13 protein-coding genes and 1 other annotated feature are annotated in these 17,662 nt (G+C 61.0%); of the genes, 4 read left to right on the forward strand and 9 right to left on the reverse strand.

Annotation, left to right across the window (positions count from 1 at the left end; genetic code table 11):
* Nucleotides 1-197: 197 nt before the first annotated feature.
* The 3 genes from speD to ODJ80_RS01235 all read right to left on the reverse strand — a co-directional run bounded on the left by speD (nucleotide 198) and on the right by ODJ80_RS01235 (nucleotide 4,349).
* Nucleotides 198-956: an adenosylmethionine decarboxylase gene (gene speD / locus ODJ80_RS01225; protein ID WP_178864467.1), complete on the reverse strand. Its 759-nt coding sequence runs from the start codon at nucleotides 954-956 to the stop codon at nucleotides 198-200.
* Nucleotides 957-1,495: 539 nt separating this feature from the next.
* On the reverse strand, nucleotides 1,496-2,647 hold the full coding sequence (locus ODJ80_RS01230; protein WP_178864468.1) for a DUF4317 domain-containing protein: 1,152 nt from the start codon (nucleotides 2,645-2,647) through the stop codon (nucleotides 1,496-1,498).
* Nucleotides 2,648-2,750: 103 nt separating this feature from the next.
* Nucleotides 2,751-4,349 carry a xylulokinase gene (locus ODJ80_RS01235; RefSeq protein WP_263040562.1) on the reverse strand — a complete coding sequence of 533 codons (1,599 nt, stop codon included), beginning with the start codon at nucleotides 4,347-4,349 and terminating at the stop codon, nucleotides 2,751-2,753.
* 249 nt (nucleotides 4,350-4,598) lie between these two features.
* Here ODJ80_RS01235 and ODJ80_RS01240 point away from each other — a divergent pair, with 249 nt between their 5' ends.
* The 3 genes from ODJ80_RS01240 to ODJ80_RS01250 all read left to right on the forward strand — a co-directional run bounded on the left by ODJ80_RS01240 (nucleotide 4,599) and on the right by ODJ80_RS01250 (nucleotide 8,486).
* Nucleotides 4,599-6,083: a DUF1846 domain-containing protein gene (locus ODJ80_RS01240; protein ID WP_178864470.1), complete on the forward strand. Its 1,485-nt coding sequence runs from the start codon at nucleotides 4,599-4,601 to the stop codon at nucleotides 6,081-6,083.
* Nucleotides 6,084-6,231: 148 nt separating this feature from the next.
* A complete protein-coding gene (locus ODJ80_RS01245) occupies nucleotides 6,232-6,780 on the forward strand; it encodes an RNA polymerase sigma factor (RefSeq protein ID WP_263040563.1) in 549 nt (182 codons plus the stop codon).
* Entirely contained in the window at nucleotides 6,780-8,486 is a 1,707-nt protein-coding gene (locus ODJ80_RS01250) for a sodium ion-translocating decarboxylase subunit beta (RefSeq protein WP_263040564.1), read from the forward strand. The genes ODJ80_RS01245 and ODJ80_RS01250 overlap by 1 nt, the downstream gene beginning before the upstream one ends.
* 116 nt (nucleotides 8,487-8,602) lie before the next feature.
* Here ODJ80_RS01250 and ODJ80_RS01255 read toward each other — a convergent pair whose 3' ends face one another.
* The 5 genes from ODJ80_RS01255 to ODJ80_RS01275 all read right to left on the reverse strand — a co-directional run bounded on the left by ODJ80_RS01255 (nucleotide 8,603) and on the right by ODJ80_RS01275 (nucleotide 15,513).
* The gene (locus ODJ80_RS01255; RefSeq protein WP_263040565.1) at nucleotides 8,603-10,891 is read right to left on the reverse strand and encodes an AMP-binding protein; all 2,289 of its coding nucleotides are present in this window, start codon (nucleotides 10,889-10,891) and stop codon (nucleotides 8,603-8,605) included.
* Between the two features lie 459 nt (nucleotides 10,892-11,350).
* Nucleotides 11,351-12,421, reverse strand: coding sequence for an iron-containing alcohol dehydrogenase family protein (locus ODJ80_RS01260; protein ID WP_263040566.1), 1,071 nt, complete (start codon nucleotides 12,419-12,421; stop codon nucleotides 11,351-11,353).
* Between the two features lie 2 nt (nucleotides 12,422-12,423).
* Nucleotides 12,424-13,671, reverse strand: a complete 1,248-nt coding sequence (locus ODJ80_RS01265; protein ID WP_263040567.1) for a YkvI family membrane protein — start codon at nucleotides 13,669-13,671, stop codon at nucleotides 12,424-12,426.
* A 74-nt stretch (nucleotides 13,672-13,745) separates the two neighbouring features.
* Nucleotides 13,746-13,989: a binding site (T-box leader), on the reverse strand.
* Between the two features lie 129 nt (nucleotides 13,990-14,118).
* Nucleotides 14,119-14,454 (reverse strand): GyrI-like domain-containing protein, encoded by a 336-nt coding sequence (locus ODJ80_RS01270; protein ID WP_442863874.1) that lies wholly within the window; start codon nucleotides 14,452-14,454, stop codon nucleotides 14,119-14,121.
* 216 nt (nucleotides 14,455-14,670) lie between these two features.
* Entirely contained in the window at nucleotides 14,671-15,513 is an 843-nt protein-coding gene (locus tag ODJ80_RS01275; protein ID WP_263040569.1) for an Mrp/NBP35 family ATP-binding protein, read from the reverse strand.
* 159 nt (nucleotides 15,514-15,672) lie between these two features.
* On the opposite strand from ODJ80_RS01275, the gene ODJ80_RS01280 reads away from it, so the two are divergent.
* Entirely contained in the window at nucleotides 15,673-15,864 is a 192-nt protein-coding gene (locus ODJ80_RS01280; protein ID WP_263040570.1) for a hypothetical protein, read from the forward strand.
* Nucleotides 15,865-16,207: 343 nt separating this feature from the next.
* On the opposite strand, the gene ODJ80_RS01285 is transcribed toward ODJ80_RS01280, so the two are convergent.
* Entirely contained in the window at nucleotides 16,208-17,662 is a 1,455-nt protein-coding gene (locus tag ODJ80_RS01285; protein ID WP_263040571.1) for a sensor histidine kinase, read from the reverse strand.

Here is a 17,662-nt window from a genome sequence, read left to right on the forward strand (position 1 = left end):
CCACCGGAGAGCACGGCGGGAGCCGGCCCAGCGCCCTATCGCCTTGCAGGCGCGTGCGGGCTTAGACCTGCACTCTTTTCCCGCAAAGCTGCGCTTTGCTTTCGGCCGTGGGACGCCGCCCCACACCCCGCCAGCTTTCTTTCGCAGAAAGCTGGGCAAAGAACCTTCCCCGCCTGCGGCGTGGCTCTCCTCTTTTCTCAGTAGATATTCCTGCCGCTGAAAATCTCAATCATCTCCCGGCGCAGGTTCTGCATAATCTCCAGCCGGGTTCTGGGCGGCAGCTCATACACATCGGTGTTGAACAGGTAGTTCTGCAGGTCGATGTCCTTCACCATCATCTTGGTGTGGAACAGGTTGGCCTCATACACGTTGATGTCCACGGCGTCATACCGGCGCAGGGTCTCCGGGTCGATATAGTGCTGGATGGACACCACATCGTGGTCTAAAAACAGCTTTTTCCCATCCAGGTCCCGGGTAAAGCCCCGCACCCGGTAATCCATGGTGATGATGTCCGAGTCGAAGGAGCCGATCAAATAATCCAGCGTGGACAGGGGCGTGATCTCCCCGCAGGTGGCCACGTCGATATCCACCCGGAAGGTGGCAAGACAGGTCTCCGGATGGTACTCCGGGTAGGTGTGCACCGTGACGTGGCTCTTGTCCAGGTGGGCCAGCTGGGTCTCCCCCGCCGGGACCATGGAGCCCTCGGCAATTAAAATGGTGACAGAGGCCCCCTGGGGGTCGTAGTCCTGCCGGGCGATGTTCAGCACCTTGGCGCCGATCATATCCGTCAGGGTGGTGAGGATATTGGTCAGGCGCTCGGAGTTGTACTGCTCGTCAATATAGGCAATGTAATCCCGCTGCTCCCGGGGAGTTTTGGCATAGCACACATCATAGATGTTGAAACTCAGCGCCTTTGTCAGGTTGTTAAATCCATAGAGCCTTAATTTTTCTCCCATAGCCCCATACCCCTTTTTTCTCGATAGATATGTAAAAAGCGGTGCGCCCAACGCGCACCGCCTGTAAAGTCCATGGTTTGTCAGAAAGCATCCGGGAACAACCCCCCTTCCCCCCTGCCGGCTAAAGCAGGGCGCAAAAAGGGCGCTCTGGTCTCCAGTGCAAATAACTCACTTTACCCACGCTTATTGACCTTTTACAAGTTGATGCGCGAAACGCGCTGGTTATAAAGTGACCAACTTATAAAATTGAGCTTTTAACTCAATCAATAACGATGAACGCCCGGCCCGGCGGCTTTTCCCGCCCAAGCTGAAAACACGGCCCGGCTTTTCATCCTTCGGCAGTTGACCCGGCTGTCCGTATGGCCTTGACCCAGCGCACTGGGTGGTCAGAGAAGTATTTGCATGGAGCACACGGTCCCATGACAAGTTAAGTATATCGGGAAATCCCCCGGTTGTCAAGCAATAGATTCCCCTTGGGGCCAGTTCTTTTCCCCTCTGGGGGTTATCCGGTTTCTCTGTCCTGTTTTTCGGACAATGATTCACTGCGGCGCGTCCTGCTCCCGGGCCAGCCGCACCGGCACCCCGTTGACCTCCACACCGCCCTCGGCCCGGATGAGGATATATCCCACCCCGTCGATAATGCGGGTCTCCACCAGGTCTCCCCGCTCTGGGGGCACCTGGATTTTCACCTCTGGGGTACAGACCTCCAAGCGCTTTTTATCCACCAGGTTCTGGGGGGAGACCCGGGCGTTTTCCCCGAAAGCCTCTTCAAACCGCTGGGAAAAGGCCTCTCGGTGCTCTTCCTCCACACCGCTTATCGAGAGCACCATGTCCAGCGCCCCCTTCGAGAGCACCAAAGGCTCTGGGTCTTTATCCTCCTTGTGCTGGGCCATCATGTCCACCAGCCTTCCCTGCACGGACTGGACCACATCCAGGCTGCAGTCGCCGCCCAAGGTGTCCGCTAAGATGGACTGAAATGTCTCCTTCTGCTGGTCCGCGGGAGGCGGCAGCGGCTGGCGGAACAGGGCGTCCACCAGCTCCTGATGGCTCTCCGAGGTGTTCTTGGTGTAGTACAGGGCCTCGTACAAGTTGGCGCACCGGTCATCAAAGGCGGGAAACAGGAAGCCCGTCTCCGGCGGGGAAACCAGCCAGTCCACCTCTCGGTTGCGGAACAGGTTCTCCGGGATATGGTAGCTGAGGGCCGGTTTTGTCTGCTTCACCGGGCAGAGACTGCACAGGATGTAGGAGTACACCGTTTCGGAGGCGTCCTCCAGGCTGCCCCCGTCCTTAGCGCGGTAGGGCACGTCGTAGCAGTCGTAGGCCAGCAGGATGAGGTATCCCCCTTCCAGCCGGAAGCTCTGGGCTACGGTTTGGAAGAACGTCTCCACCGCGGCCCCGTCCTGCAGCTGCGAGTCCCGCAGGGCCATCAGCAGCTTGTGCTCGGGGCTGTCCACCACCTGGGCGGTGGAAAAGGAAAGGTTCAAAAGGTTCCGGCCCAGGCTGCCGGACAAGGTCTTCCGCAACAGGGCCAGCAGGTTCTCCCCCTCCTCCTGGGGCATCAGCGCCAGAGACTGGTCAAACTGGGAGACCACCTCCCCCTGCTCGCTGACGTAGCATCCCCGCACATGGGTGACGCTGCTCTTCTCCGGCCGGAAGCGGCGGCGCAGCTCTCCCACCTCTTTTTCGTTCAATGGGCTCTCCTCCTTTTTTCAAGCGATGGCTTTTATTATAGCGCAAAACTCTGAAGAGGCGCAAGGAAAAAGCTCCCCCGCCTGAGGGAGCTTTTCCAAAAGGTCAGGCCAGGGCCTCTGCCGCGGCCTTTTCCACGGCCAGGCCCGCCTTGTACCGGGCAATGTACGTTTGGAAACCCGCCCGGTCCTCCGGGTCCGGGCTCACACAGGTTCCGGCCGCCGCGGCGAACACCCTTTTCTCCAGGTAGTCCGCCAGGCTCTCCCCCGCTTCCCGGTCCTTCCGGTAGGCGGCCAGCAGGGCCATGCCCCAGGGGCCGCCCTCTCCGGCAGTCTCCATAACGGCCACCGGCACGCCCAGGGCTCCTGCCAGCAGCCGCTGGCCCACCCCGGGGGTCTTGAACAGCCCCCCATGGCCGGTGAGCTTCTCCACCTGGACGTTCTCTTTCCACAGGATCTCCATGCCGATGCTCAAAGTCGCCATGGCGGCGTAGAGCTGAGCCCGCATAAAATCAGGCAGGGTCAAGGCGTCCTGGGGGCGGCGCATCAGCAGGGGGCAGCCCCGCTCCACGCCGGTGACAGGCTCCCCGGAGTAGTAGTTGTAGCTGACCAGCCCTCCGCATCCGGCGTCGCCCTGCAAAGCCTGCTGGTACAACAGGTCATACAGCTGGGGCTTCTCCAGCTTGGCCCCGGCGGCCTCCAGCAGCTGGGAGAACAGCTTCACCCAGGCGTCCAGGTCTGAGGTGCAGGTGTTGCAGTGGACCATGGCCACCGGCAGCCCGTCCGGGGTGGTGACCATGTCGATCTCCGGGTACACCTGGGAGAGGGGCCTCTCCAGCACCACCATGGAAAACACAGAGGTCCCGGCGGAGACATTGCCCGTCCGCGCCCGGACGGAGTTGGTGGCCGCCATGCCCGTGCCCGCGTCTCCTTCCGGGGGGCACAGGGGCGCGCCGGGCTCCAGGGTGCCGGTGGGGTCCAGCAGCCTGGCCCCTTCCTCCGTCAAGCAGCCCCCGTCCGCCCCGGCGGGAAGCACCTGGGGCAGGATCTCCCGCAGCTTCCAAGGATACCCCTTCTCCGCCACCAGCCGGTCGAACTGCTCCACCATAGCCTCATCGAAATCGCAGGCGGCGCTGTCGATGGGGAACATGCCAGAGGCCTCCCCTACGCCCAGCACCCGCTTCCCGGTGAGCTTCCAATGGACGTACCCGGCCAGGGTGGTCAAGGTGCGGATTTCTTCCACATGCCCCTCTCCCAGGCGGATGGCCCGGTACAGGTGGGCAATGCTCCACCGCTGGGGGATGTTGAATCCAAACATCCCCGTCAGCTCTTTGGCCTCCGCCTCTGTGATGGTGTTGCGCCAGGTGCGGAACGGGCAGAGCTGCCTCCCTTCCCCATCAAAGGGCAGGTAGCCGTGCATCATGGCGGAGACCCCCATGGCCCCCAGGCGGCGCAGGGGCTGGCCATACCGGGCCTCCACTTCCTGGGCCATTTGGGCGTAAGCGGCCTGGATGCCCTTCCAGGCGTCCTCTAGGGAGTAAGTCCACACCCCGTTCTCCAGGCGGTTCTCCCAATCGAAAGCGCCTGTGGCAATGGGCGCGTGGTCCGGCCCGATGAGCACCGCCTTAATGCGGGTGGAACCCAGCTCCAGCCCCAGCACGGCCTGCCCTTGGCGGACCGCCTCTCGGATCTCTTCTCGCGTCATGTACAACGACCTCCCCTATAGAATTGGTATGTACATTTTACCACATCCCAGCGGGGTTTGCACGGCTTTTTCACCGGCGGACAAAACTTTTCTCTGCTCTCCCGCCTTGTGTCCCCGGCGGGAATCTGTTATAATAGAAAAAAAAGGCGAAACCACCGGGAACAGCACAGCAGAAAGGCAGACGCGAGCGCGTCTGCTTTTTTCCGGCAGCCCGGCACGGAGGAACAGAACAGGGGGCATTTTGGGAAAATGGGGAACATCGGCTTCGATAACGGCAAATACCTGCAGATGCAGTCAGAGAAGATTCGGGAACGCATTGACATGTTCGGCGGCAAGCTCTATCTGGAATTTGGCGGCAAGCTGTTTGACGACTATCACGCCTCGCGGGTGCTGCCGGGCTTTCAGCCGGACAGCAAGATGAGCATGCTGCTGCAGATGAAAGATCAGGCGGAAATCCTCATCGTCATCAATGCCGGGGACATTGAGAAGAACAAGGTGCGCGGGGACCTGGGCATCACCTACGACATGGACGTGCTGCGCCTGATCGACGTGTTCCGGGGCATTGGGCTGTATGTGGGCAGCGTGGTGCTGACCCAGTACAACGCCCAGCCCGCAGCCCAGGCCTTTCAGGCCAAACTGGAGGCCCTGGGCGTGAAAGTGTTCCGGCATTACACCATCCCGGGGTACCCCTCCAACATCCCGCTCATTGTCAGCGATGAAGGGTTTGGGAAAAACGAGTATGTAGAGACCAGCCGCAGCTTGGTGGTGGTCACCGCGCCCGGTCCGGGCAGCGGCAAAATGGCCACCTGCCTCTCCCAGCTGTACCATGAGAACAAGCGGGGCATCCAGGCAGGCTACGCCAAATTTGAGACCTTCCCCATTTGGAACCTGCCCCTGGCCCATCCGGTGAACCTGGCCTATGAGGCCGCCACCGCCGACCTGAACGACGTAAACATGATCGACCCCTTCCATTTGGAGGCCTATGGGGAGACCGCCGTCAACTACAACCGGGACGTGGAGGTGTTCCCGGTGCTCAACGCCATGCTGGAAAAAATCGCTGGCAAGTCACCCTATCAGTCTCCCACAGACATGGGCGTGAATATGGCGGGCAAATGCATTGTGGATGACGGCGCCTGCTGCGCCGCCGCCCGCCAGGAAATCATCCGCCGCTACTACGACGCCCTGTGCGGCCAGCGCCAGGGGAATCTTTCTGAAGAGGTCGTGTACAAGATTGAGCTGCTGATGAACAAAGCAGGCATTGCCCCCGAGGACCGTCCTGTCATTGCCCCGGCCCTGAAGCAGGCCGAGGAGACCGGCCTGCCCGCGGCAGCCATTCAGCTGCCCGACGGCCGGGTGGTCACCGGCAAGACCTCCGCCCTGCTGGGGGCCTCTTCCGCCGCGCTGCTCAACGCCCTGAAGGCCCTGGGGGGCATCTCCAAGGACATCCACCTCATCTCCCCCATCGTCATCGAGCCCATCCAAAAGCTGAAGACCAGCCACCTGGGCAGTGTGAACCCCCGCCTGCACACCGATGAAATCCTCATCGCCCTGTCCATTTCCGCCGCCACCAACCCCACGGCAGAGCTGGCCATGGCCCAGCTGAAAAAGCTGCGGGGCTGCGAGGCCCACTCCACCGTCATCCTCTCCCATGTGGACGAGGACACCTTCCGCCGGCTGGGGGTCAACTTGACCTGCGAGCCCCAGTATCAGAGCAAAAAGCTGTATCATAAGTGATTTAAAGATATTTTCGGGACGCGGTTTCAGGTGAAGCCGCGTCTTTTCTTTCCGCCTTCTTTGGGCTGAAAGTTTTTCACACCCGTTCCGCAACCAAACCCGCCCCCAATGGGTTCTTATAGATGGAGGGACAAGGAGGGATGGAGTTTTGAAAAAGGGGAAAGAACAAAAACTGCTGGAAGCCCTGCGGACCCAGGAGCCCTGGGGGCTGGAAGCGGCCATCAACCGGTACGCCCCCTATGTGGCGGGGGTCATCAAGCGGGTGCTGGGAAACTTGGGCACCCAAGAGGACCTGGAGGAGCTGAGCTCCGACGTGTTCGTGGCCCTGTGGCGCCAGGCCCCCTCCCTGCGGGAGGACACGTCCCTAAAGCTGTGGCTGGGGGTGGTGGCCCGCAACCAGGGCTTGAAGCACCTGCGCTCCCTGCGGCTGTCCCTCCCCTTAGAGGAAGCCATCCTTCCCGGGGAGGATGAGGGGCCCTCCTCCCTGTGGGAGCGGCGGGAGGACGCCCAGCAGGTGCGGGAGGCGGTGCTGGGCCTGGAGGCCGTGGACCGGGATATCTTCCTGCGCCACTACTTCTGGGGCCAGGGCGTCCGGCAGATCGCCCAGGAGATGGACATGAACGAATCCACAGTGAAGAGCCGTCTAAAACGGGGGCGGGAGAAACTGCGGGCCATTTTGAAAAAGGAGGATGCCTGATGAAAGATGTAGACCGTCTGCTGACCACCGCCTTTCTGGATGAGCTGGAGCGCACGCCTCCCGCCCCTGTGAACAAGCGGGCCCTGCGGGACAGGACCTTTGAAAAGCTGGGGCTGGAGCGCCAGGCCCCCAGGGCAGAGTGGGCCCAGGCAGTGACCGTCCCCCGGTGGCGTTCCCTCGCCTGGGCGGCGGCCGCCTGCCTAGTGGCCGTAGTAGCGGTGAGCGCCGCCTTCTTGTCCACGATGGTGATTGCCCCGGGCCAGGTCTCACAAGCCTCTCCCTTCCTAGGCACTTACCTGGAGTTAGACGTGGTGGACGCTTCCTTTGACGAAAGCAGCAGGGAAATGGTTTTCACCCTGGAAGCCAAGACCGACATGGCTCTGGACGATACCGCCGCAATGACCGAGTTTGAATGGTGGTCTACCGTCAGTTTCTTTACAGAAACCAACGGCCTTTCCTTTGAAGGGGGAGACACAGCTGCTCTTGCCCAGTGGAAAAAAACAGGGGAAAACACCTACCGCTGCGAAGGGTACCCTGTAGAGGTCGATACAGAGACCCAGCTTGAAAACCACTTATACGGCGATTTGGATGGGACCTTTAATCTGCAGATCAGCTCTTCTCAGGTGGACTCTTTAGGGGATGACCTTACCCTTTCCGCCGAAAACACCTTTGCCATTCAGATCCCCCCTCCCCAGGAAGATCCCACAGCCCCGGGGACCTATTTTGAAGCCTCGGCGGCGGATGTGTCCTTCGACCGGGAACAGTGGGCCGCCGTTGTGACCTTGGAGGCCCGCACCGACATGGATCTGGACAGCGCCGCTGCCCAGCAGCTCTACAGCTGGTATTACAGCCTGTATCTGCGGACACCCGGCGGCGATGCGGACATCGGCCGGTACGACGGCGAAAGCTTGGAGGCACTGGCTCAGTGGACCCAGACCGGGGAGGACACCTACCAAAGCGCTCCCCTCACCATTCCCATCCCTCTGAGTTTCCAGGAGGAGCACGGTCTTTCCGGGGCTGTCCAGGCCACCCTGCACCTGGTGGCCACCGACCTGACCCAAGGGGAGGAAATCCCCATCCAGTTCTTCCCGGAAATAGGCTTTTCCGTGACCCTGCCCGACCCGGCAGAATACCCCGCTCCTGCCCCCGGCACTTACCTGACAGCGATGGGCGGCACCGCCCCCTATGTCTACTACGACCAGGGGCTGGGGATCCTCCACCTGCGGGCCGCGCTGGACACCGACATGGCGCTGGACCACCCTCACGCCGGCGACTACTACTCCTGGGAGGCGCAGCTCTCCCTCACCGCTCCGGACGGCCGGCAGCTGACGTTGACCCCCCTGCCGGACACCCCCGGAGAAAACCCCCAAGCCCAGCCCACCTGGAGCGTGGAAAAAAGCGACGATGAGAGATCCTACTTCGTCAACAGGAACGCGGAGCCTTCCTCCTCTTATGACACCTTCGCCTTTGCCATCACTAACACATCCCATCCGGAAGAGCCAAACTATCAGGAGGAATACGGCCTGTACGGTTCCTTAGACGGCGTTCTCACCCTCACCTGCCATGAAACGACTGCAGACGGCTCTGCTAAGGACTGGGAGGTGGAGATTCCCTTCACGGCGGAGCTGCCCGACCCCAACTCCACAGCCAGCACAGGCACCATTGGCGGCGCGGACGGCCCTACTGTCGCCTATACCACACCCTGAAGGCCAACAAAAAGAGCCTCCCAGCCGGGAGGCTCTTTTCTTTATTATTATAGTATGCGGAGACGGGCTTCCACCCCTTCGCAAAGGGCGGCGGGTCGTGTACACTCCTTCGCGGTTTATCCCTTCAACTCCACCCGGCGGATTTTCCCGGAGATGGTCTTGGGCAGGTCCTCCCGGAACTCCACAATGCGGGGGTACTTGTAGGGGGCGGTGTTCTTCTTCACGTAGTTCTGAATCTCTTTCTTCAGCGCGTCGGTGCCCTCGGTGCCCTTGGTCAGCACGATGATAGCTTTCACCACCTGGCCCCGCACCGGGTCGGGGGCGCTGGTGACGGCGCACTCCAGCACATAGGGCAGTTCCATGATGACGCTCTCAATCTCGAAGGGCCCAATGCGGTAGCCGGAGGACTTGATCACGTCGTCGGTGCGGCCCACATACCAGAAATAGCCGTCCTCATCCCGCCAGGCGGTGTCGCCGGTGTGGTAGACCCCATCGCTCCAGGACTCCTTCGTCTTTTCCTCATCCCGGTAATAGCCCATGAACAGGCCGCAGGGCACAGCCTTGTCCGTGCGCACCACGATTTCGCCGGTTTCGCCCACCGGGGCGGGGGTGCCATCGGGCAGAACGATGTCCACATCGTACAAGGGGCTGGGAATGCCCATAGAGCCTGTCTTGGGCACGGTTCCCACCGGGTTGTACACGGTCAGGGTGGTCTCTGTCTGGCCGAAGCCCTCCATCAGCGTCAGGCCCGTAGCCCGCTTCCACTGCTCGAACACCTCGGGGTTCAATGCCTCCCCGGCGGTGGTGGAGTACTCAATGGAGGACAAATCGTACTTGCTCAAATCCTCCTTGATAAAGAACCGGTACATGGTGGGCGGCGCGCAGAAGGTGGTGATGTGGTATTTGGCGAACATGGGCAGGATGTCGTGGGCGTCGAACTTGTCGAAGTCGTAGGTGAAGATGGCGGCCTCGTTCATCCACTGGCCGTAGTACTTGCCCCACAGGGCCTTGCCCCAGCCCGTGTCGGAAATGGTGAAGTGCAGGCCGTCGGGGTTGACGTTGTGCCAGTACTTGGCGGTGATGTAGTGGCCCAGGGCGTATTTATAGTTGTGCTCGGCGATCTTGGGGTAGCCCGTGGTGCCGGAGGTGAAGAACATCAGCATGGGGTCGCTGCCGCAGGGGGCGTCGGGCTTGCGCTCATAGGTGTCGGGGAAGGCTTCCACTTCCTTGTCGAAGTCGTGCCAGCCCAGGCGGTTCTCCCCCACCATGATCTTCACTTCCACGGTAGGGCAGTTCTTCGCGGCCTTCTCCGCCTCGTCGGCCACCTGGCCGTCGGCGGTGCAGAGGATGGCCTTCACCCCGGCCGCTTTAAAGCGGTAGTCGAAGTCGTGCTCCATCAGCAGGTTGGTGGCGGGGATGATGACGGCCCCCATCTTGTGCAGGGCGGTGATGACAAACCAGAACTGATAGTGACGCTTTAACACCACCATCACCCGGTCGCCCCGCTGAATGCCCAGGCTTTCCAGGTAGTTGGCGGTTTTGGCGGACCAGCGGCTGATGTCCCCAAAGGTGAAGCGGCGCTCCACCTTGTCCCGGCTGACGTGGAGCATGGCCAGCTTGTCCGGGGACTTCTCCGCCAGCTTGTCCACAATGTCAAAGGCGAAGTTGAACTTCTCCTCGTTCTCAAAGCGGATGGATTTGAGAATGCCGTTTTCGTCCAGTTCGGTCTTGACAAAGGGGCTGGAGACGGTCTCCCGCTCCTGGCGGGCCAGGTGCTGGTCGATGAGCTTTTGGAACCGGTCCTGCTCGGGGGCAAATTCCTCAGACCCCTTCAGCACAATGGCGTAGAACTGGCACTCCTGCCCATCCACGGCAATCATGCCGTGGGGGGTGCCGGAGTTGTAATAGATAGAGTCCCCTTCGCGGAGCACTTCAATGTGGGTGCCCACCTGCACCTTCATGGTGCCTTTGAGGATGATGTCCAGTTCCTGGCCGGCATGGGTGGAGAGCTTGATGGCCACATTTTGCTGGGCCTCCTCATAGGGCATGGTGACAAAGAAGGGCTCGGCAGTCTTGTTTTTAAACAAGGGGGCCATATTCAGGTATTTGAAGCCCTGGCGCCGGGTGATGGGCAGGCCGTCGCCCCTGCGGTTGACGGTGTAGGTGGACAGGGTGGGGGACACGCCCTTGATCAAATCGGTGGGGTCAATGCCGAAGCGCTGGGCGCACTTGTAGATGAAGGTGAAGCTGAAGTCCTTCTCCCCGGCCTCGCACTGCTCATACTCCTCTTTGGAGACACCGGTGCACTTGGCCATTTCCTCTTCCGAAAGGCCGGTGATCTCCCGCATGGTGCGGATGCGCTCCGCCACCTCTGCCAGTTGCGTTTTCAAATCTGTTTTTTCCATGGTTCTGCTCCTTTCTGTCCGTGACCGCATGCCGCTTTCCAGCGTGTTTTTGTCCGGCGCTGGCCTCCGAACACAGGCAAAATAAAAAGCCCGTCTCAAGGAAAGTTTTTCCTTGAGACGGACTGAAAATCCGCGGTACCACTCAAATTGCGCAAACGCGCCACCTCGTCGGGCTCCAGCAAGCCCTATGCACTAACGCAGCATACGCGGGAGGTGCCTACTCTCCGCGGGGCGGATTTGGGGCCTCCGGCTCGGAAGGGATTGTCACGGGGCGCCTTCCACCGGCTTGCACCTACCGCCGGCTCTCTGCAGGAAAGGACGCCTAGACGTTCTTCGTCACAGCCTTTTCCCTGGCTTTGTATTCCAAAGCCCATTCACTTGTGGTTCTCTAATACCCTACACTATTTTTTGCAGGATGTCAAGAGGGAACTTTCAAAAACTTTTCCCAACCGGGCAAAATCACTCTGTGGCGGCCTCCAGCTCTTGGATGCCGTCTACAATCATCTCCACCGTTACCGCATAGGGCCACTTGCGCACGTCGATGCCCTGAAGGGCCTTTTCCGCCACGGCGGGCAAATCTTCGGGCTTTGCGTGGATGTCAGAAAGCCGGGTGGGCAGTCCGATGGACCGGTTAAAGGCCAGCACCTTGTCCCGCTCCTCGTACTTTTTGTCGATGGTGAGCATGGCCAAAATGCCGTAGGACACCACTTCCCCGTGGAGGTGGTGGTGCTCCTCGGTGCTGGGCAGAATGGTGAACCCGTTGTAGATGGCGTGGGCCAGGCCAGTGGTGTAGTCCACCTGGACGAAGTTGGACACCAGCCCCGTGGAGACGATGATGCTCAGGATGATCTCCGTCAGCTCATAGGTGACCTGGTGGGCCTTGCAGTCCTCCATGGCCTTCTGGCCCCAGCGGAGGATGGGCTCGGCGCACATGGAGCTGAGAGCGATGCCCATGGCGTCGGAGTGGGAGGGCACGTCCCCCCGGGAAGAGGTGGTGCACTCAAAGTGCTTGGCCATGGTGTCCCCCATGCCGGCCCACAGGTACTTCACCGGGGCGTCGGCGATGATCTGGGGGTCGATGAAGATGTGGTTGGGCGGGATCTTCGAGAAGGAGTACTCCCGCAAGCTGCCGTCCGGATGGTACAGAATGCCCAGGCTGGTACAGCTGGCGCAAGTGGAAGCGATGGTGGGGAAGGTGAAGAAGGGCCGGTGGGTCATGTGGGCCAGCACCTTCACCGTGTCGATGGCCTTGCCGCCGCCCACGGCGAAGAGCATATCCGCCTCTTTCACCTGGGGCTCCAGCATGGCGATATTCTCCACCGAGGCCTCTCCGCCGTACCAATAGGTGCCGGTGACCTCAATGCCCGAGCCCTCCACCGCCCGGCGGATTTTTTCCTCCGCCGCGGCCAGGGCGTGTTTGCCGCCGATGATGGCCGCCTTCTTGCCGAAGGGGGCGCACACGGCGGGAATATTTTGATACGCGTCCTCCCCGATGGTGTAGCCGGGGAACAGTGTCTCTTGGAAATTCATAGTCAGCAGCCTTCTTTCTTCAAATTGCCCGCAGGGGCGGGGAGGGGATCTTCTTCCGGTTCCGCGGCTTGATGGGCCTTTACGGCCTCCTCATAGGAGCGGCCCTGGGCCTCGGGATGCTCTTTCAAATACTTGCGGTTCTTGTACACCCCCACCGTGAGGAAGGGCAGGATCACCACCGCGATGGCGAAGTACCCGCAGTAGCCGTAGCCGTACTTGATGATGTTGGAAAGCCCCACCAGGGAAATGGTCATGGAAAGCACGATGATGAACGCCGCCACCACCGCGCTGCGGGCCGGGGCGAAGGAGATTTTCCGGAAGAGGGGCAGCTTTTCAAACCGGGCCACAAAGCCGAAGGTGGTGGTCACCCCGGTGGAGATCAGGCACAGCAGCAGGCACACGCCGTACACCACCGTCAGCCAGCCCATGCCCATCTCCCGGCACACCGTCAGGGTGGGGATGACTGTCCCCCCCTCCACCGAGGTGTAGAACCCCTGCCAGGAGAGCAGCATGAAGATGGACAGCACCAGGGCCACCGCGTTCATCCCGAAGGAGAGCCACATGGAGCGGGAACAGGCCTTTCGGGTGGTGAGGGGCGTGCCGCAGGCAATCATGGTGGGCAGGGTGACGCACTGGAACCCCGCGTAGGTGAAGCAGTTCAAAATGGCCTGGGGCATGTTGCCAAAGCCCTGGGTGGTGAAATCCTGCCAGAGGGCTTCCTGCAAATTGCCGCTCCAGGCGATGCCCACGGCGTAAATGGCCACCGCCGTCACCAAAATGGCAATACCCATGTAGGTGCTGGCCATGCGCACCAGGTCCGCGCCGAAAATGGTGAGGCACAGCACCAGCAGTCCCACCAGCACGATGCCCAGGTAATAGTTCAGGCCAAAATATTCCGTCAAAGCCGAGGCAGCCCCGGAGATGGCCGCCGCCACCGCCATGAGCACCATGATGTAAAAGAACACCTCAAACAGCAGGTACAGCTTGTCAAAGGGGTGGTACAGGGTTTGGAACAGCTCCTTGTAGCTGGTCAGCCCACGAGAGTTGTACATAAGCATGGCTTCCCGCATGGTGATGGTCAGCAGCAGCATGGCGCCAATGGCGCTGATGGGGCCCAGCCACCCCAAGCCCACATAGTAGGTGTGGGCTTGGTTGCCTGTGGCAAAGCCGCCCCCCGCATGGGCGGAAAACAGCACCGCCCCCACAGAGAACAGCACGGCAAAGGGGATTTTTACGGACTTTTTTTGCATGGGGATGCAACCTCCTTGAATGAATGTTTTCCCCAGGCAACAAAAAAGCTCCTCCGCTCTTCTGCCCAGGGGGCAGAAGAGACGAAAGAGCAAAGCTTCCGCGGTACCACTCTTCTTCGCTTTTCCACAGGAAAAACGCGCTTTGTGGGGTACTGACATACCCCTGCGCAGAATAACGGGCGCAACTCCGTCCGCGCCTACTGGCTTCAGCACGGCCGCTCGGCGGTCAGTTCAGCCCTGCGTTCCCCAATGCCTCGCACCCACCGGCATCTCTCTGAGAGGGCAGCACAGCTTACTCGTCCGCGTCCTCGCGTTGTCTGTTTGATAAAATAGCACAGCCTCCCCCGATTTGTCAAGGGGTTTTTGAAATTTTACATTCCCCATCCTGCAAAACGGCAGGTCTGCAATCCCGGGGCACCCGCAGGAGCAGCCGCAAAAACGGCCGGGTCAAAGGACCCGGATTGGAAACAGCATATAGTCCTTTCCCGTTGCAGGGCAGGAAAAATCCTGGACAGCCCCCACCAATGAGAGCCCATTGGCCCTCATATAGTCCAGCACCCGCGAAAATACAGCTTCATCTTCAGCTTCTGCGCGAAGATACTCATAGCCTGGGACCTTCCATTTTGTCCACCCTTCCGGCGCCTGGGCGTCATCCGCACACTCCACGCCGGCCAGGTACAGCCCCTTGCTGAAATGGTCCTCCCATGGTTGGAAGGAGCGGGAAAAGTCCGACATCACGCCCCAGATACCGGCCAAATTCCCGGTTCCGTCTTTTTTCGCCAACGGCTGAACCTCACGGAAGTGAGCGTTTGCCTCTGCCCACAATTTCTGAATAAACCCCGGTCCATCCAGCGTAGAGCCCTCTTTCCCAACCACGGAAAAAGCGCCCTTTGTGCATGTTTCAATCTTCATACCCGTTTCTCCAGTTCCAGGCCGATCCGCCTAAGAAAAACACAAGAACAGCCACAACAGAATGGTCTGCTGTGGCTGTCAACGGTTTTACAGCTCCCGCTGGGGCAGGCTCTTGATCAAATCGGCGGCGCCGTCCAGCCAGCCGCCCTCGAACAGCTCGATGGCGCCCCGGTCGCAGGCGGCGGCCAGCTTGGGCTCCATGGGCAGCTTTCCCAGCACGGGCAGCGCATACTTGGCGGCCACCTCGTCGATGTGGCTTTCACCAAAGACATGGATTTCCCGGCCGCAGTCCGGGCAAGTGACATAGCTCATGTTCTCCACCAGGCCCAGCACCGGCACGTTCATCATCTTGGCCATCTCCACGGCCTTAGAGACGATCATGCCCACCAGCTCCTGGGGGGAGGTGACGATCAAAATGCCGTCCACGGGCAGGGACTGGAACACCGTCAAGGGCGCGTCCCCCGTGCCGGGAGGCATGTCCACGAACATGTAGTCCACATTGCCCCAGATCACATCGGTCCAGAACTGCTTGATGGCCCCGGCGATGACAGGGCCCCGCCACACCACAGGGGAGGTCTCCTCCTCCAGCAGCAGGTTAATGCTCATCACCTTGATGCCGGTCTTGGTCTCTACGGGGTAGATGCCGTTCTCATCCGAGAGGGCCCGCTGCTTCATGCCGAAGCACTTGGGGATGGAGGGCCCGGTAATGTCCGCGTCCAGCACAGCCACCTGGTTCTCCCGGCGGCGCAGGGTGGTGGCAAGCAGAGAGGTGACCAGGGACTTGCCCACGCCGCCCTTGCCGCTGACCACGCCGATAACTTTTTTCACATGGCTCAGGTCATTGGTTTTCTCCAAAAAGCTTTGGGGCTGCTGCCGGGAGGGGCAGTTCTCCCCACAGCTGGAGCAATCGTGGGTGCAATTTTCGCTCATTGGCAGATTCATCCTTTCTCATGGCCCGGGGGCTGCCCGGGGTGTCTTTCTCTATTGTACCCCTTTTTACAAAAAAGTAAAGTAGCCGCGCCTAGAAAACCTCCCATCCCCGTGGTATACTGGCAGCGAAACCACACAGGGAACATGGGAGGCCTTTGTATGAGCACACAGAAGAAATGGAAACTGGCGCAAACGCTGTGCCTGGCCGTGATGCTGGCGGGCGTCATCGGCCTGGGGGTATCTGTCTTTGGGGAGGCGGGGCCCGCCGCGCCCTGGGGCATTGCCGCCCTGGCGGGCCTGTGGGGCAACCTGGTGTGCGTCCTAGCCCAACGCCGCCGGAAGGGGAAGTAAACCTCAGCCCTGGGGGGTCCTAGCAAAACCAACGGCGCGGACGTGCGGCAGCGTCCCCAGCAAGCGCGGCGTTCAGCCGCCGCTCCGTGGCGCGAAGAGACAGCGGAGGCACTCCGCTGTGGGGCAACCTGGCGTGCATCCTGGCCCAACGCCACCGGAAGAGGAAGTAAACCTCAATCCTGGGGGGTCCTAGCAAAACCAACGGCGCGGACGTGCGGCAGCGTCCCCAGCAAGCACGGCGTTCAGCCGCCGCTCCGTGGCGCGAAGAGACAGCGGAGGCACTCCGCTGTGGGGCAACCTGGCGCGCATCCTGGCCCAACGCCACCGGAAGGGGAAGTAAACCTCAGTCCTGGGGGCCGGGCAGGCTTTCCGGGGACTGCTGGGCGACGGGCAGCTCAAACCAGAAGGTGCTGCCCTGGCCCAGCGTGCTGGTGACGCCATAGGTGCCGCCGTGCATATCCAGGATGTTCTTTACAATGGACAGCCCCAGGCCGCTGCCCATCTGGGCCCGCTTGTGCTCCTTGTCCACCTTGTAGTAGCGCTCCCAGATGTCCTTGAGCTTGTCCTGAGGGATGCCCTCGCCGGTGTCGGTGACAGACACCCGCACCTTGCCCCCTTCCACGGCCTGCCGCAGGGTGATGGTCTTATCCTGGCCGGAGTACGTGATGGCGTTGTTCACCAGGTTGTACACCACCTGGGAGATCTTCAGCTCGTCGGCGTCCACCCACACATCCTGCTGGAAATAGAAGGGAAAGCGGTAGTCCGCCAGCTTGTCATACCGGTGCAACATGCTCCGTATGCTTTCTGTGAGGTTGAAACGGGTTTTCTCCAAGGGGAGCACCCCGGCCTCCAGCTTGGAGAGATCCAGCAGGTCGTTGACCAAGCTGGTCAGGCGCTCTGCCTCGTCGATGATGACCTGCACATTTTCCGGGGTGTTCTCTCCGGGCAGGTCCCGCATCACCTCGCCATAGCCCTTAATCATGGTCAGCGGCGTGCGCAGGTCGTGAGAGACGTTGGCCAGCAGGTCCCGCCGCAGGCCCTCCACCTTAGAGAGCTCCTGGGCAGCGTAGTTCAAGGTGCCGGCCAGTTCCCGCACCTCCCGGGCGCCCCGCTCCTCAAAGCGGATGGCATAATCCCCCCGGCCCAGCACCTTGGCGCCCTCGTTCATGGCTGTCAGGGGGCGGGAAATCCGCCGGGCGATGAACAGGGCCAACGCCACGCCCAGCGCCGCCGTCACCGCCGTCAGGGTGGTCACCTGCACCAGCAGGGTCTCCCGGATAGAATCCACAGGGGTAATCTCACTCTCCAGCACCACCATGCGGTTGAGCCCCGCGGGCGTACGGCAAATGGTGACATACAGCACCACCTGGTTGCGGGTGCCGTCCTGGTTTACAAAGGGAGAGCGCACCACCTCCAGCCGGCGGCCTCCGTTCAGGTTCACATCGTCAAACAGGTCCGCCAGCCGCAGCCGGGACTGGGAGAGGTTGTCCAGGTAGCACTCCTTCCGGCTGGCCTTCCAGCCGGAGAGCATCTGCCCCATTTCATCCGTGACCACTATGCTGATGCCCGTGTTCAGGCACAGCTGCTCCACCTGGTCGTCCAAGTCCTCCGAATCCAGGTGACGCTGGACCACTTCGGCAGCGGCCTTCACTTCCGCTGTCTTCACCGTGCGGTAGAAGGGTTCCAGCAGCACAATCTGGAACAGCCACAGCAAGGCCCCCACCACCAGGATAAGCACGCCAAAACCGCAGAGGATCTGCCCCCGCAGGCCCATGGGGCGCCTTTTTCTTCGCGCCAT

This window comes from Acutalibacter sp. LFL-21, assembly GCF_025630755.1.
In the GTDB taxonomy this organism is placed as follows: domain Bacteria; phylum Bacillota; class Clostridia; order Oscillospirales; family Acutalibacteraceae; genus Acutalibacter; species Acutalibacter stercoravium.

Coding starts and splice junctions, on each gene's coding strand:
- ODJ80_RS01275 (WP_263040569.1), bottom strand. CDS start 15,513: ATGAGCGAAAATTGCACCCACGATTGCTCCAGCTGTGGGGAGAACTGC.
- ODJ80_RS01235 (WP_263040562.1), bottom strand. CDS start 4,349: ATGACGCGAGAAGAGATCCGAGAGGCGGTCCGCCAAGGGCAGGCCGTG.
- ODJ80_RS01260 (WP_263040566.1), bottom strand. CDS start 12,421: ATGAATTTCCAAGAGACACTGTTCCCCGGCTACACCATCGGGGAGGAC.
- ODJ80_RS01280 (WP_263040570.1), top strand. CDS start 15,673: ATGAGCACACAGAAGAAATGGAAACTGGCGCAAACGCTGTGCCTGGCC.
- speD (WP_178864467.1), bottom strand. CDS start 956: ATGGGAGAAAAATTAAGGCTCTATGGATTTAACAACCTGACAAAGGCG.
- ODJ80_RS01285 (WP_263040571.1), bottom strand. CDS start 17,662: ATGGCGCGAAGAAAAAGGCGCCCCATGGGCCTGCGGGGGCAGATCCTC.
- ODJ80_RS01240 (WP_178864470.1), top strand. CDS start 4,599: ATGGGGAACATCGGCTTCGATAACGGCAAATACCTGCAGATGCAGTCA.
- ODJ80_RS01255 (WP_263040565.1), bottom strand. CDS start 10,891: ATGGAAAAAACAGATTTGAAAACGCAACTGGCAGAGGTGGCGGAGCGC.
- ODJ80_RS01250 (WP_263040564.1), top strand. CDS start 6,780: ATGAAAGATGTAGACCGTCTGCTGACCACCGCCTTTCTGGATGAGCTG.
- ODJ80_RS01265 (WP_263040567.1), bottom strand. CDS start 13,671: ATGCAAAAAAAGTCCGTAAAAATCCCCTTTGCCGTGCTGTTCTCTGTG.